This is a genomic window from Telmatospirillum siberiense (assembly GCF_002845745.1).
In the GTDB taxonomy this organism is placed as follows: domain Bacteria; phylum Pseudomonadota; class Alphaproteobacteria; order Rhodospirillales; family Magnetospirillaceae; genus Telmatospirillum; species Telmatospirillum siberiense.
On the sequence record NZ_PIUM01000061.1, the window covers coordinates 1 to 16,413 of the forward strand.

Here is a 16,413-nt window from a genome sequence, read left to right on the forward strand (position 1 = left end):
CCCCCGCCGCCGCCCTGCTTCGAACCGCCGGTGTCGGTGGCCAGGAAGATGATCTCGCCCACCATTTCCTCCAGCGATTTGAAGTTCTTGGTGTTGGCGATGATCCCGTCGGCCGGGATGACCTGGCTGCTGCGGCCCGGCGCCAACTGAACGAACTTGCCGCCCAGAAGGCCGTCGCTGGCGATGACCGCCATCGTATCCGCCGGCAGGTGGATGTCCGGACGGATGGACATGCGCACCACCGCGCTGAAGGAAGCCGGATCGATGGCCTGATCGATCACCGAACCGACCTTGATGCCGTTGATCCGGACCTCGCCGCCGTTCTGCAATCCGCCGACACTGAGGAAGGAGGCTTTGACGGTATAGCCCTTCACCGCCCCCAGGTCGGCCTGCGAATAGGCGAAGACCAGAAAGAAGCCGGCGACCAGAAGGACCACGGCCCCCATGATGGTCTCGATGAGATTCCTGCCCATGTGGGGTTCACTGCGGCTTTGCTGCCGCCCCTCCTGTCTTGTTCGCCCCGGCGCGCTTGGCTTGGGCCTGGGCGATGATGAGTTCCAGGAGATCCTGGAGATTCATGGAATCCTGGCTGTAGCGCATCTCTTCCCCGGCCTTGAGATTGACCTCGTCGGCGCCGGGCTGGATGGCGATATATTTGGCGCCGAGGAGACCGTCGGTCTGGATCAGCGCGGCGCTGTCGGCCGGCACCGGCACATCCGGCGCCATGCGCATGGTGATGATGGCGCGGAAACGATCGTCCAGCGCCTGGCCGGCCACCTTGCCGACGCTCACCCCGGACAGGCGAACATCGCTGCCCAGGCCGATGCCGTCGGCCTTGTTGAAATGCGCCACCAGATCGTAACCCGGCAACGAGGCCCGCCCGGCGCCCCCGTAGGAGACGGCCAGGATCAAGGCCCCCGCCAGGACGACTCCCGCGCCGATCAGGGTTTCCCTGTCGCGACTATTCAAAACTGTTCTCCGGGGCTGCCGTTCGTTGTTTTAGGGTTGCCACGCCTCGTAATCGCCGGTGGCGGCCGGACGGTGGCCGCCCCGCCGGTCATGGCCGGGGGGCAGATAGGCCCCCGGCGTTCCGGTCAGGTTGGGCCGATGCTCCTTGAGCCAGGGCTTTTCGGGAGCCGACGCCAGCGGCTGATCCACGGTGTAATGCAGCCATGCATGCCATTCCGGCGGAACCCGGGAAGCATCGACGGGGCCTTTATAGACGACCCAGCGGCGCTGCCGATACCCGTTGCGGGCCCAGCGCTCGTTATAATACCGGTTTCCCTGAGAATCCGTTCCGACCAGTTTGCCTTTGGCCCAAGTGAACAGGATTGTCCCGATCGTCATCTCGACTCCCTTGCACGCCGACAGGCGGATTTGCCGGAGCGACTATGGCAAATGCCGACCCGCCCGTCCAGAGGTCAACCGCGACGGCGGAACGATCCCCCCTTCGGTCCGGTTGATGGAGCCCTCCCGGCAGGACACCATATATAGCGGACGTTGTTTTCCCCCTCGAGAATTTTAACATTAGATTAAGTCACGGATTTATCACGATCCGCATATCCCCCTCCATGCCGGCCAAAGCCGCAGCCCGTCTGACGTTTGCGTTTTGCAAGCACAATATGATGTGTCGACGCCCCGAAAAGACCCAAAATACCGTTGATCGCCCCCCAGGCTTGGCATACCCTGAGCCTCCATCGGCATTAGACCACAAGATCTGGTGTACCCTGCTTTTACAGGCAAGGCGCAACGCCGGGCGAGTCGGCCGGTTCCAAATGCAAACCAGGGGTGAGGATCTCATGCGTATTGAACGGCATTTCACGTCGCCGGGCCGCGACGCCTACGACGGAATCGGATTTCGCACCACAAAGAGCGAAATCCGCAATCCCGATGGCTCCGTGGTTTTCTCTCAAAGCGATATCGATGTGCCGGAAAGCTGGTCCCAGGTAGCCTGCGACGTTCTCGCGCAGAAGTATTTCCGCCGCGCCGGCGTGCCGGTGGCGCTGACGCCCGTCCCCGAGGAGGACGTGCCGGAGTGGCTGTGGCGCAAGCAGCCCGCCGAGGCCGACACCAAGACCAGCGGCGAGACCTCCGCCCGCCAGGTGTTCGACCGCATGGCCGGAACCTGGACCTATTGGGGCTGGAAGGGCGGCTATTTCGACGGAGAGGAGGACGCCCAGACCTTCTATGACGAGATGCGCTATATGTTGTGCCAGCAGATGGGAGCCCCAAACAGCCCGCAGTGGTTCAACACGGGCCTGCATTGGGCCTATGGCATCGACGGCCCCAGCCAGGGCCATCATTACGTCGATTACCGCACCGGACAGCTCACCAAGTCGGCCAGCGCCTACGAACACCCCCAGCCGCACGCCTGCTTCATCCAGTCGGTGAGCGACGACCTGGTCAATGAGGGCGGCATCATGGACCTGTGGGTCCGCGAGGCGCGCCTGTTCAAATACGGTTCCGGCACGGGCTCCAATTTCTCGGCGTTGCGCGGCGATGGCGAGAGGCTGTCCGGCGGCGGGCGTTCCTCGGGCCTGATGAGCTTCCTGAAGATCGGCGATCGCGCGGCCGGCGCCATCAAGTCGGGCGGCACCACGCGCCGCGCCGCCAAGATGGTGGTCGTCGACGTCGACCATCCCGACATCGAAAGCTTCATCGGCTGGAAAGTCATGGAGGAGCAGAAGGTGGCCGCCCTGGTCGCCGGCTCCAAGCTGGCCGATCAGACGCTGAGCGCGGTGATGGCCGCCTGCCGCGCCTGGGACGGCGCCGCCGACAGCGACGACCGCTGGAATCCCAAGGTCAACAAGCAGCTCAAGAAGGCGATCATCGCCGCCCGCAAGGCGATGATCCCGGAAAATTACGTCCAGCGGGTCATCACCTTCGCCCGCCAGGGCTATACCGAGGTCAAGTTCCCGGTCTTCAACACCGATTGGGATTCCGAGGCCTATCTGACGGTATCGGGCCAGAACTCCAACAATTCGGTGCGCATCACCAACGCCTTCCTGCAAAAGGTGCTGGACGACGGCGATTGGGAGTTGATCCGCCGCATCGACGGCAAGGTGGCCAAGACCATCAAGGCCCGCGACCTGTGGGAACAGATCGCCGAGGCGGCGTGGAGCTGCGCCGATCCGGGGCTGCAGTTCGACACCACCATCAACGAATGGCACACCTGCCCGGAATCGGGGCGTATCAACGCCTCGAACCCCTGCTCGGAATACATGTTCCTCGACGACACGGCGTGCAATCTGGCCTCGCTCAACCTGATCGCCTTCCGCCAGGCCGATGACGGCTTCGACGTCGAGGGGTTCCAGCACGCCGTCCGGCTGTGGACCGTGGTCCTCGAGATCTCGGTGCTGATGGCCCAGTTCCCGGCCGAGAAGATCGCCGAGCTGTCCTACCGCTTCCGCACGCTGGGCCTGGGCTTCGCCAATATCGGCGGGCTTCTGATGGCCTCCGGCCTGGCCTATGACAGCGACGCCGGCCGCGCCTATTGCGCCGCCATCACCGCGCTGATGACCGGCGCCTCTTACGCCACCTCGGGCGAGATGGCCCGCGAACTGGGGGCCTTCCCCGGCTTCCCCGAGAACGCCGAGGCCATGCGCCGGGTGATCCGCAACCATCGCCGCGCGGCCTACGGCCTGACCTCGGAATATGAGGAACTGTCGATTCCGCCGGTGCCGCTCGACGCCGCCAATTGCCCCGACGAATCGCTGGTGATCGCCGCCCGCGCCGCCTGGGACGAGGCGCTTCGCCTGGGCGAGGAATTCGGCTTCCGCAATGCTCAGGTCTCGGTGATCGCGCCGACGGGCACCATCGGCCTGGTCATGGATTGCGACACCACCGGCATCGAACCCGACTTCGCCCTGGTGAAGTTCAAGAAGCTGGCCGGCGGCGGCTATTTCAAGATCATCAACCGGATGGTCCCGCAGGCGCTGGAAACCCTGGGCTACGGCGCCAAGGACATTGAGGAGATCATCCGCTACGCGGTGGGTCACGGCACGCTGAAGGGCGCGCCCTCGATCAACCACGCCAGTCTGGCCGCCAAGGGCTTCGACGCGGCGACGCTGGAGAAGGTCGAGGCCGCCGTGGCCAATGCCTTCGACATCAAGTTCGCCTTCAATAAATATACCCTGGGCGAATCCTTCTGCACCGACGTGCTGAAGATCCCGGCGGCGCGGCTCGACGACGTCGGCTTCGACCTGCTGGCCGCCATAGGCTTTCCCCGGGCCGAGATCGACGCCGCCAACACCTTCGTCGCCGGCGCCATGACCCTGGAGGGCGCGCCCTTCCTGAAGGCCCTGCATCTGCCGATCTTCGATTGCGCCAGCCCCTGCGGCAAGCTGGGCAAGCGCTTCCTGTCGGTGACCAGCCACATCAAGATGATGGCGGCGGCGCAGCCCTTCATCTCGGGCGCCATCTCCAAGACCATCAACATGCCCAACTCGGCGACCGTCGAGGAATGCAAGGAGGCCTATCTGGCCTCCTGGCGCCTGGGCCTGAAGGCCAACGCGCTTTACCGCGACGGCTCCAAGCTGTCCCAGCCCCTGCAGGCCTCGCTGCTGGACGACGACGGCGAGCTGGCCGACGAGCTGGCCGCGCAACCGGCGGCGGCGGCGCGGACCGAGATCGTCGCCGAACGCATCGTCGAGCGGATCATCGCCGCGGCGCGCCGCAAGCTGCCCGACCGCCGCAAGGGATACACCCAGAAGGCCATCGTCGGCGGCCACAAGGTCTACTTGCGCACCGGCGAATACGAGGACGGCAAGCTGGGCGAGATCTTCATCGACATGCACAAGGAAGGCGCCGCCTTCCGCGCCATGATGAACAACTTCGCCATCGCCATCTCGATCGGCCTGCAATATGGCGTGCCGCTGGAGGAATTCGTCGAGGCCTTCACCTTCACCCGCTTCGAGCCTTCGGGCATGGTCGAGGGCAACAGCGTCATCAAGATGTCGACCTCGATTCTCGACTACGTCTTCCGCGAACTGGCGATTTCCTATCTGTCGCGCAACGATCTGGCGCATGTGACGCCACCCGATCTGACCCCCGACAGCCTGGGACGCGGCAATAGCGAGGGCAACCTGCCCAACGCCGGCCTGGGCGCCGTCGTCGAGCGCTTCACCAGCCGCGGTTACGTCCGTTCCAACCTGATGGTGCTGAAGGGCGGCTCGCAGTCGACGGCGGCCGTTGCCTCCGCCGGAGGCGGTACCGGCGCCGCCTCCGCCGAACGGGCCGTCCCGGTGGCGATCAGCGAAACGCTGGTCCGCGAATTCGACGTCCGCAGCGAGCAGATCCGCGAAGCCCGCCTTAAGGGCTACGAAGGCGATGCTTGCGGCGAATGCGGCAACTTCACCCTGGTCCGCAACGGCACTTGCATGAAGTGCAACACTTGCGGGTCCACCTCGGGATGCTCGTGAGCAGGCTGGGAAATTATTTGTGAAACGTCAGCAAGAAGTGTCTGAGCGTCAGTTAAAACGCCTCAAACGGCGTTGAAGACCGCCTCATCACCGCCGCGCCCACCCGGGTGCGGCGGTTCTTCCTTGAATCCAGCCACATTCCGCTGGTTGGCGGCATTCAATCCAAACAAGCCTTCGCATCTCTCAGAAGCGGGGCGGACGGAGATCCGGTTCGACGAGACGACCTATCGTTTTTGCGGCAGCGGCCGGCGTGGCGTACTGACGGTGGTCATCACCGCCGGCGTCGTCGATGAACGGAACCGACAGATGTTGCTACCCTTGGCCGCGATTTCATGGGGTCGTAGGTTCTGGCGGTACCATCGGACGTTGTATATACTGATGTTCCCCACCTACTTGTCGGAGCGCGACCCTTCACGCTCGAAACACCAACCGCTTCACGAACATCCCTTTTGTCAGGTGGCACGATCGCAACTGCCGGAAAGGGAGGTTGAACGTGACCGAACATGAACCGAACATCGAAGACTTCATGGCGGCAGCAATGGCGGCAGGGATGCAGTCGGCGGAAATCCAAAATTTGTTGGCGGCGTATCCAACTTTGGTGAGTGAACTGGCGGGCTATGATCCGTGCAAGCTCGCCGCCACGTTCGGCGGATTGCTGACCGTCCCGGACCTACAAAGCAATTGCCTGCGGCTGGAAGCCCTGTGTCATCTCGCCCTGCTGTGCGCCCATGGCAACCGTAACCCGAACATCAAAGCTGTTGAGCGTTGGTTCGCGGCACTCGACGATGGCCCAATCGGCAGGATGGAGGATCCTGCCGAGGATGTATTTGTCACCTCCATAGCGACGGAACGCGGGAATTTCTGCGTCATCGAGGGAATCTGGGAATCAGCTGGTTTCTTTCTCCAGCGCTTCTTGAATGTCCTTGGAAAGATGCCCGCGACTGCCGCCTATGAGGATATTCGCGAGGCCGTTTACGGACTGCTCACGCTGTCGGATGTGGTCTGTGGCCGGGCAGGATTGGTCCGATGGCAGATGGGTGGCGCCGTGCCGCATTCGACATTGCCGCCGCGGATTGCGGGGACAATTCGGAAATCGCAAGCCCACGTCTCGTTTACGGAAGAGGAGATCGCCAAACTCGGGATTTCGTTGGACCAGCTCACCGAGTTCGTGTTCCGACCGCGTGAACGCGGGGCATTGGCTGGTGATGAGATTGGACACACGCTTCTGGAACGCCGGCCGGTGCTGTGGCGGAATAAGGACGTTTGCCTGGCTTTACCGACGGGAGTGAGCGCGGCCATCCGACGATACATCCTTGAGCGGATGGAGGCGGCCGGCTTGCGCGAGGCCTTCCTGGGCGCTCTGAGCGAAGAATACGCCACCACTTTCGCCCAGATTCCGTTGCTTGGCGGTCGAATGCACGCTCCAATCCGGTTTCAACGGACACCGACAGGAATGGCCACTGCCGTGATGACGCGAGTGGACATGGGCCGCCATCTGATCTTCGTTTTCGTGATGGACACGTTGGAGGACGTCGAAACCACTGGCATCGCGGGCATGAACGACAGCCTTGGCCGCATGGAGGACGTGGTCGCCCATCTCATCGCCGATGCAGCCGAGACGGCGCAGCAGGATGTTGATTTTCAAGAAGGCATCGCGTTGATCGTCAGCTGCGGAATCGGCCGCGGAGTCGCCGCCGGCTTCCAGAGGCCCAATGATCCGCGCTGGCGGCTCGCCTTCTTGAGCGCGCCAGATTTGGTAACGTTGAGTTGGACCGTCGGGTTTAAGCCGCTCAACTTATTTCGGTTGCTGGATGCCCAGAACCAAATCGCCGGCCAAGGCGTGTATCTGCAGAACGTCAATGGCCTGCTCAACATGGCCGCTTGGCAACGAGAACTGCGTGGTCACCTCGTCCCACATGAGCGGATTCCGGATGGGTTCCTGGCCCAGGGCGCCGAGGCTATGATCATAGTCGACCAGACTGCCCTCAAGTCCTTGCGGCAAGAAGTCGCCGTGACCTGGGATGCCCACGTGGCGCTGGACATTGCGGGGGCGTGGATCCATGTCCGCAAACTGACCGACAGCCTGTTCGAGGAGGACGCGGCGAGGCCGCTTTACATCGGTGAGCAACCTTTGGAGAGCGGTTGGCTACCGGCGGCCTTCATCGCGTCGGGACGGTCCTGGTGGTGCGAGATGGTCGTGCCAGACGACGCTACGCTTCCAATGGCCCATGCGCGCTGGCAGATGTTGACCGTGTGGCTCGCTCGCATAGCGGCCGTTCTGGATGGGCGGCTGCCAGGTTTGCCGCCGGGAGCGATCCTTTGGCGAGTCGAATTCGAGGCGAATCTATCTCACGGCCCAGAATCAAAAACCGGCATCGGCTTCGAAGACGCTAAGCAGGCCATCACGATCGCCGCGGATCGACCAGCGCGTACGGTCGGCTTGCGCGTGGGCTGGGCATTCGAGGCCGCGCATTTCAATGTAGAAAACATCGCCGAACGTGCCTTGGTCGCACGGGCGGTCGACGGATTTCTGGAGTTGGCCGGCTCAGCGCTGACGGTCGACGAGCGGACGGACCTCGTGACAGCGATCGTTCCGGACGTCCATGCGCGCCAGACCCACGTTTTCCTCGGCCGCTCGTTCCGCGACCATATTCAGGAGGATCGCGGAAATTCGGTGGTTCTCATCAGTGAGGATGATGCTGCCGCGTTGCGCCTGGGGCTAGGTTGGCGTCTGCGCGACCGGAAGGAGGGCTGCGATCTCTATGGAAAGGGCGACTGCGGCGTGTTCTTGAACGCCGTCACGCGGATGCTGGAAGAGGAGCTCCTGTCGGAATTGGCGACATTCGACCGCGCGCCCCTGATCGAGGATCTGCTCCGCAACCATGAGCGTGCATGCATCGACCGCGATCGATGGAGCCGCACGGCCGCGGCGGCGGTGGCGCTGCATGACGACAAGCAGGCAGCCTTCAACACCATCGCCGAACATGAAGGCCGACTGAACGCCGTTTTTCAATCGACGCGAATCCTGATCGAGGTGGCCCAGTGCGCCTGTCCGCCGAATGGCGGACGCAAGGCCGGCAAACTCGACTTGTCGCGGCTGATGGCAAAGATGTCGCAGATCGTTCATCTGGGCGGATGGTCCGACGCCATTCGACACGATGCAATGGAGGCGCGCGTCCACATCAATCCGCTGGGCGACATCCAGGTCAATCATGACTTCATCGATACGGTCATCGATCCCTTTGGCCGCGCCGCCGCCGATGTACGTACCAAGCACGCGATAGGCTCTTATGCCCGTCATCTCGAGGACATCCCGTCGCCCAAAGCAATGGCGGAAGCCTTTGAAGTCGAGTTCCAAGAGGCGTTGCGGGAGGAGCTTGGTGTGGGAATCGACGAGATGCGGTTGTTTCTCGATTTCCTTCAAAACATCGGAATGAAAGAGAATCGGTTGGTCTTAACGATTCCGCGCAGTGCCTTGTTGGACCCAAAGGTTGGCGACGAACCCTTGCCACCCGAAATAGCCGCCGCCTTCGTGGCTGCCCTCACCTTGCCGCTACGAGACGACTGGCACACCGTTCCTGCCGGCTATGAAGACAGGGATCGTCAGCCCTGGCGCTACCGGCGCCGACTGTCGGTGCTGCGTAAGCCGTTCATCCAGATCGACGACAAACCGGATCCGACGCTGATGATTGCGCCTGGTCTGGCGCACGACGGCATGGTCTACACGATCGGCAATTATTACCGCGGCGACTTCCCCCAGGGGCAGCTCAAGCCGAAGATGAAGTCTTGGCGTGGCAAAGCTTCAGCGAAACGTGGAACCGACTTCAATACGGAAGTTGCCGAAAGGCTGAGAGCACTTGGATGGCAAGCAGACCCCGACGTCAATATGTCTGCCATACTCGGATCCGCCTTCAAACCCCTTGGCGACATCGATGTGCTGGCCTGGAATCCGCAAAGCGGTCGCGTCTTGCTGATCGAGTGCAAGGATCTCAAGTATAGCAAGACCCTGGGCGAGATAGCGGAACAGCTTGCCGATTTCAACGGCGAGGTCCGGGAAAACGGTAAGCCCGATGACTTGCTGAAACACCTCAACCGCATTGACGCGATCCGCAACAATCTGCCCGATCTGATACGGTTACTTAAGTTCACTGTTGCGCCCGCGCCAGAAGGCCAGATCGTGTTCCGCAATCCAGTTCCTATGCAATTCGCGTGGGAACGTCTCAAGGAGCGGATTAGCCTTCATTTGTTCGATGGGCTAAACGAACTGTAGCATTTGGGTGGTCTGCCGTTTTTCCGTAAGCACGACCGCCAGGATGGCGATGAAACTGGGGAAATGCGAGCGTAGCGGCCTGACGGAAAAGGATCGCCTGGCCATCGAGCTGGGCCTCCGGATCGGCTGCGGGATACGCGAGATCGGACTACTGATCAACCGGGACCATTCCATCATCAGCCGGGAAATCAGACGAAACGGCTTGATGCCATCCTACGACGGCATCAAGGCCGCGGGGCCGCGTCCGATCGGTATCGGGACCGATGCCACAACCCGCGCACGCTCTATGACCCAAAGGTCCTCATGGACGCACTGGCGCTCCTCGGTCGTCGCTGGCCGATTTTCGCTGCTTCGATTTTCCCCACGTTTCCATGACCGGGCGGGTATAAGGCCAATTTCCGCGTGCAGACCGACGGTTGCGGGAAAATGGCACAAGGGGCTTACTGGAGGACATGGCATGAGGTAATGTTTCCGCTGATTTCCCGATGCCGGACAAACCCTTCCTGGCTACCGCGGAAACGGAGGGGTGGGGAGATGGATGCTGCCGAGAGTATCCTGAAAATGGAAAGCGCGACGCTCGCGGCGACTTTCTGTCCGCGTGTGTCGTATGCGTTCCACCAGAACTCGATTCCCGTCCTGATGGAACTTTCTGTCTCGAACGAGACGGATCGGCCCCTTGAGGAGATCGAGGTCTCCCTTTCGTCGGAGCCGCCTTTCATCGGGGCGCGTATCTGGCGGATGGCCCGCGTGGGTGCTAACCAGTCCTACCACGTGCCGGACCTCGATCTGACCCTGGACGGCGGCATGCTTTCGAAACTGACCGAGGCCGAAACGGCGCGCGTCACGGTCGTGGCATCGCGGGATGGGGCCGAGATCGGCCGCCTGGAAACAGACGTCAGGCTTCTGGCGCGAGACCAGTGGGGCGGGGCGGGTGCGGTTCCGGAACTGCTCGCGGCTTTCGTTCGGCCAAACGATCCGGCGGTCGACCGCATCCTCCGCAAGGCGGCGCAAATCCTGCGCGGCAACGGCAAGGACCCCGCGCTCGAAGGCTACGGCCAAGGAACCCGTCGGCGTGCCTGGGAACTGATCTCGGCGGTTTGGGGCGCGGTGTGCGGATTGGGCATCGAATACTCGCTGCCTCCCGCCAGCTTCGAGAGCCACGGCCAAAAGGTACGTCCGCCGGAGAGAATCGCCGATGGCGGCGTGGCGACCTGCCTCGACCTGGCGTTGCTCTTCGCCTCCTGCCTGGAACAATGCCACTTGAACCCGGTCGTCGTCCTCATGTCCGGCCATGCGGCGGTCGGTTGCTGGCTTGTGCCCGAGCAATTTTCCGATGCGACCGTCGATGACGCGTCGGCCCTGCGCAAACGGATCAAGCTCGGGGAACTCGTGCTTTTCGAGACGACTCTTGCGACCCAACGTCCGGCCCCGACCTTCGGGACGGCCGCCGAACGCGGGACCAAGCATGTGTCCGAGGCTGAAGAATCGAAGTTTCATTTCGCCGTGGACGTTCGCCGCGCCAGGCTGCAACGGATCCTGCCCTTGGCCGCCGCCGGGACGCCGGCCATTCCTGGGAAGGCCGTGGAACAGGTGTTGGCCTCGGAACCGGCGTTCGAGGAGGCCCCCGATCTCGGGGACGTCGCCACCGCGAAACCAACCGCGGAAAACCGGGAGATGGGGAGGCTCGAACGCTGGCAGCGCAAACTGCTCGACCTTTCGCTGCGGAACGCCCTACTGAATTTCCGGTCCGTGAAACGCTGCGTCACGTTCGACGCGCCCCATCCCGACGATATCGCTGCGAGGATCGCGCAGGGCTCGGTCCTGAAAATCCTCGCGCGACCGCAGGTGATGGAAGGTTCGGACACGCGCGATGCCTCGATCCACTTGGGACGTTGGAACGAAGACGCCAAGGCGGCGATGGCAGCCGACGCGTTGGCGCGCGACGAACTGTTCGTCGGCCTCACGGAAGAGGAGATGTCGGCGAGGCTCACGGAGCTTTTCCGGTTCGCTCGAAACGAGTTGCAGGAAGGGGGCGCCAACACGCTTTACTTGGCAATGGGCTTCCTGTCATGGCGGCGAGGCGAGGAGGACAAGCCTTGCCGGGCACCGCTGCTGCTGGTCCCGGTCAAATTGGAACGCCGAAGCGCCCGGTCAGGATTCCGCGTTTCGGCGCATGACGACGAGCCGCGGTTCAACCTGACACTGCTGGAGATGCTGCGCCAGGACTTCGAATTGACGATCCCCGCCGTCGAGGGAGAGCTTCCGAAGGACGGGGACATTTCCGATGTCGCGGCCATCTGGCGCGCCGTCGGCGAGGCGGTGAAGGATATCAAGGGATGGGAGGTCGTCGAGGAGGTGGCTCTTTCCACGTTCTCGTTCTCCAAATACCTGATGTGGAAGGACTTGGTCGAACGGACCGACCTTCTGAAGGAAAATCCTGTCGTACGCCATCTCCTCGACAGCCCCCAGGAACAGTTCCCCAGCGACATTCCGTTCCCGGATCCGCGCGAGCTTGACGAGACGTGCGAACCTATCGTCACGTTCTGCCCACTTCCGGCGGACTCCTCGCAGCTTGCGGCGGTCGTCGCGGCGGCGCGTGGAAAGGATTTCGTGCTGCACGGACCACCGGGGACCGGCAAGAGCCAGACCATCGCCAACCTGATCGCACAATGCCTCGCAGACGGCAGATCCGTGCTTTTCGTCGCCGAGAAGACGGTGGCACTCAACGTGGTGCATCGCCGGTTGAAGGACGTGAAGCTCGGCGAGTTCTGTCTCGAACTCCACTCGAACAAGGCCAACAAACACGAAGTCCTTGGCCAGCTTCGGCAGGCGTGGGAGGCGAAGGGTGACGTCGATAGGAACATCTGGGCGGAACGCGCCGCCAAGCTGAAGCGCCTGCGGTCCGACCTGAACGCTTTCGTGGAGCGCCTCCATCTCATTCGCCGGAACGGCATGACCGCGTACCATGCCATCGGAAGGGTGGTCGCCGGTGGCGACGTGGCGGAACTCGACCTGTCCTGGCCGTCGCCTGACGCGCACGACGCGGAGGCCGTGGGAAAGTTGGCGGAGATCGCCGACCGGTTGGACATCGATGCCAAGGAGTTGGGGACGATTTCCGGACATCCGCTGGCCGCCATCGGCCGCGAGGAATGGTCGCCCGGTTGGCAGGCGGCGCTAACCGGCGCCGCGCGTCGGCTTATCCCGGCCTGCGGTCGTCTGTCCTCGGTGGCGATCGGATTCGTGAAGGCGGCGGGACTGCCAGAAGTGGTCCTGGACGTGCGCGGTCGGGCCGGTCTCGCCGGTCTGGCGGAAGCGCTGCCCGCCGCCGCCGGCAGGGACTGGGGTTTCGTCTTACGGCCGGATGCCCGCCAAATCGCCGAGCGCCTCCGCGAAGGTGCGGACGGTCTCGCCGAGCGGAACCGCCATGCCTCCCGGCTTTCCGTCTCGTATGCGCTGAATACCGTCCGATCGATCGACTTCGACTTCCTTGAGGAGACGCTCGCCACGGCCGGGTCCACATGGTGGCCGCGCAGCGCCTGGCTGCGTTCCCGAGTGAGGAAGGATCTGGCGTCACGAATCGAAACGGCGGCGAAGCCCAAGGCGAAACCGGCGATGGCCGAAGACTTGGCCCTGTTGCGGGGCATCCGCGATGTCGAGATGCGCCTATCGGCGCTGGAGGATCTCGCGGCCAAAACCTGCGGTCTTTGGGCAGGCCTGGGCACTTCCGTCCAGGAGGTGTCGCTGGCCGTGGATTTCCATTCCCGGATTTCGTCCGCGTTGGCCAATCTCGCGACCAACATCGAATCCCTTACCTCGCTCAGGACCGTCGCCGCCCGACTGTTGGGCGAGGCGAACGCGCTGCTGGAGGCCGTCGGGCCGGTCGGCGTTGCCGCCGCGACCTATCTCGCCGCCGAAGCGGATTTCCGGGAAGCCCTGTCGGACTTCCTGGCGCAGTCCGCCGACTGCGACGCGATGCCCGACGCCGACGCCACCCCGGACTCTCTCCTGGCGGAGTGCCGGGACATCATCGCCAGCGAAGCCAAGCTGAGGGCATGGTGCGCCTGGCGGAAGGCCCGCGGCGAAGCAGCCGCGGCCGGGTTGCTTCCCCTTGTCGAAGGTATCGAATCCGGCGCGGTTCCGACGGGAACCATCCGCGAGGCGTTGGAAGTCAATTATTGTCGTTGGTGGATAGGTGCCGTCGTCGACGGGGACGATGTCCTGCGCTCGTTCGTCCCGGCGGAACACGAACATAAAATCTCCGAATTCAAGGCCCTGGACGACAAGTTCACGGAGATGACGAAGGATCTGATCAGGGCTAGGCTGTGCGCGTCCATTCCGGATGCCGATAACGGTTCGAGGGGGTCCGACTGGGGAATCCTCCGCCGCGAGATCCAACGCAAACGCGGACATATGCCGTTACGGCAACTGATCGGCTCCCTTCCTGAGGCTTTCCCGTGCCTCGCGCCCTGCCTGCTGATGAGTCCGTTGTCTATCGCCCAATACCTGACGCCGGAAGCCCATTTCGATTTGGTGGTCTTCGACGAGGCGTCACAAATCCCGGTCTGGGATGCGATCGGCGCCATGGCCCGCGCCAAACATGTGGTCGTCGTCGGCGATCCGAAGCAGTTGCCGCCGACGAACTTCTTCGCGCGCGGCGAAGACGAATCCGACGACGACACGGCCGACGACGCGGCCATGGAAAGCATTCTAGACGAATGCGTCGCCGCCAACCTGCCAAGCCTGCGGTTGGTCTGGCATTACCGTAGCAGGCACGAAAGCCTGATCGCCTTCTCGAACCACCGCTATTACGGCGGCGGCTTGGTCACGTTCCCGTCCCCGACGACCGAGGACCGGGCCGTCTCGTTCCATCATGTCGCGGAAGGCGTTTACGAGAAAGGCGGCTCACGCACCAATGTGCCGGAAGCCCGCGCCCTCGTGGGCCATATCGTCGCGAGACTGAAGGATCCGAAATTCGTCGCCAGCAAGCTGAGCGTCGGCATCGTCACTTTCAATTCGGAACAGCAGCGCCTTATCGAAGACATGCTCGACGCCGAACGCCGCAAAAATCCGGCGATCGAGCGGCATTTCGACGAAAACCTCGTCGAGGAAATCTTCGTGAAAAACCTCGAAAGCGTACAGGGCGATGAGCGCGACGTGATGTATTTCTCCGTCACCTTCGGTCCCGGCCGCGACGGTGCCGCGATGTCCATGAATTTCGGGCCGATAAACAAGCCGGGCGGGGAGCGCCGCCTCAACGTCGCAGTCACCCGCGCGCGCCACGAGCTGCGAGTGTTCTCTTCATTCCGCCCGGAACAGATGGATCTCGGTCGCACCCGGGCGATCGGCGCTCGCGACCTTAAGCACTTCCTCGAGTTCGCCGACCGCGGGCCACGCGCATTGGCGGAAGCCGTGTACGGCAGCGTCGGGGAATTCGAATCTCCGTTCGAGGAATCCGTCGCAGCCGTTTTGGCCGCCCGCGGCTGGCGGGTCGATCCGCAGATTGGCGTGTCGCGCTTCCGGGTCGACCTCGGCGTCGTGGATCCGCACGCCCCCGGCCGATATTTAGCCGGTGTCGAATGCGACGGGGCCACCTACCACCGTTCGGCCACCGCACGCGATCGCGACAAGCTCAGGGAACAGGTGCTGGTCGGCTTGGGATGGAAGATCCTGCGCATCTGGTCGACCGAATGGTGGACCGATCCGCGCGGCGCGGCGGAGAAGATACATGTTCGCCTGATGGCCCTCGCCGAAGCCTCCAAGGAGGAATTGACGAAACCGGAACACGATGCCGCGGAAGGGGAACTCGGGTTCCCGGAGCCCGTGGAGCCGATGGAATCCCAAGGGGAACCTGTGATGCCGCGCGTTGTTCCCGCTGATCGGCCGCAACCCGACGTCATCGCCGTTTCCGGAACGGACATTTACGTCGAGGCCGACGCGACAGAGGCAGTTCCGTACGTCAACCCAGACGCCTTCTACGAACCCGCGTACACTGCCATGGTCGAGGCGATGGTCCGGCATGTCGTTGAAGCGGAAGGGCCGATCCGCGATGAAATCCTGGCGATGCGCATCGCCCGCGCCCACGGCTTCCAAAGGACCGGATCACGCATTCAGGAACACGTCGCCAAGCTGGCAACCCGGATCTTCGGGACGACCAAAGAAGATGTCGGCACTTTCTTCTGGCCGGAAGGAATGGAACCCGGCCAATGCGCAACATTCCGCAGGGCTACCGGCGAGATCCGGCGTTCCGTCGATGACGTCAGCATGCCCGAACTTGAGGCCATCGCCCGACACGTCTTCGAGACAGAACTGCCCGAAGATCCGCTGGTCGCGATAGCGCGTGTGCTCAACCTTCAAAGGCTCCGTGCGGTGTCGCGCAGCCGTCTGGAGCGTGCATGGAACGCCGCTTGCTCCCGGTTGCTGTGACGCTTCAGCCCCGTCTGAAATTTTCCTATCGACCAGAGAGTATAGTACCCTGTTGCACAGCCTGTGAGCTTCTGTTTGGAGGTAGCTTGCCTATCCGGTTAAGACAGACAGCCATCACATATAGGGACGCCGCCCTCACCACCTAACGGCCGAGTTGGGCCAACCGTGGTACGGCCGGTATGCCTGCCGGCTAGTGCATTGACGCAAACGGAGGATTCACAGGCAGCCTGAATCATGCGATTCTCTCGGCATGGCTCAGACCGTCTGCATCCTGCTTTCCGTCGAAGACCGCGAGCGTTT

Annotated in this window: 7 protein-coding genes; 4 read left to right on the plus strand and 3 right to left on the minus strand. The window is 62.9% G+C overall.

Annotation, left to right across the window (positions count from 1 at the left end):
* The 3 genes from CWS72_RS26820 to CWS72_RS26830 all read right to left on the minus strand — a co-directional run.
* Positions 1–473: MlaD family protein (locus CWS72_RS26820; RefSeq protein WP_101253739.1), on the minus strand; the 473-nt coding region annotated here is incomplete at its 3' end.
* Between the two features lie 7 nt (positions 474–480).
* Positions 481–969, minus strand: a complete 489-nt coding sequence (locus tag CWS72_RS26825; protein ID WP_101253740.1) for an MlaD family protein — start codon at positions 967–969, stop codon at positions 481–483.
* Positions 970–999: 30 nt separating this feature from the next.
* Positions 1,000–1,347, minus strand: a complete 348-nt coding sequence (locus CWS72_RS26830) for an NADH:ubiquinone oxidoreductase subunit NDUFA12 (RefSeq protein ID WP_101253741.1) — start codon at positions 1,345–1,347, stop codon at positions 1,000–1,002.
* A gap of 452 nt (positions 1,348–1,799) precedes the next feature.
* Here CWS72_RS26830 and CWS72_RS26835 point away from each other — a divergent pair, with 452 nt between their 5' ends.
* From CWS72_RS26835 to CWS72_RS26850, 4 genes are all read left to right on the plus strand, one after another.
* Positions 1,800–5,420 (plus strand): vitamin B12-dependent ribonucleotide reductase, encoded by a 3,621-nt coding sequence (locus CWS72_RS26835; RefSeq protein WP_101253742.1) that lies wholly within the window; start codon positions 1,800–1,802, stop codon positions 5,418–5,420.
* Positions 5,421–5,913: 493 nt separating this feature from the next.
* The gene (locus CWS72_RS26840; RefSeq protein WP_146002904.1) at positions 5,914–9,690 is read left to right on the plus strand and encodes a hypothetical protein; all 3,777 of its coding nucleotides are present in this window, start codon (positions 5,914–5,916) and stop codon (positions 9,688–9,690) included.
* Between the two features lie 49 nt (positions 9,691–9,739).
* Positions 9,740–10,156 (plus strand): helix-turn-helix domain-containing protein, encoded by a 417-nt coding sequence (locus CWS72_RS28870; RefSeq protein WP_420824091.1) that lies wholly within the window; start codon positions 9,740–9,742, stop codon positions 10,154–10,156.
* A gap of 68 nt (positions 10,157–10,224) precedes the next feature.
* Positions 10,225–16,113 carry a DUF3320 domain-containing protein gene (locus tag CWS72_RS26850; protein WP_101253745.1) on the plus strand — a complete coding sequence of 1,963 codons (5,889 nt, stop codon included), beginning with the start codon at positions 10,225–10,227 and terminating at the stop codon, positions 16,111–16,113.
* The last annotated feature ends 300 nt before the right edge of the window (positions 16,114–16,413 follow it).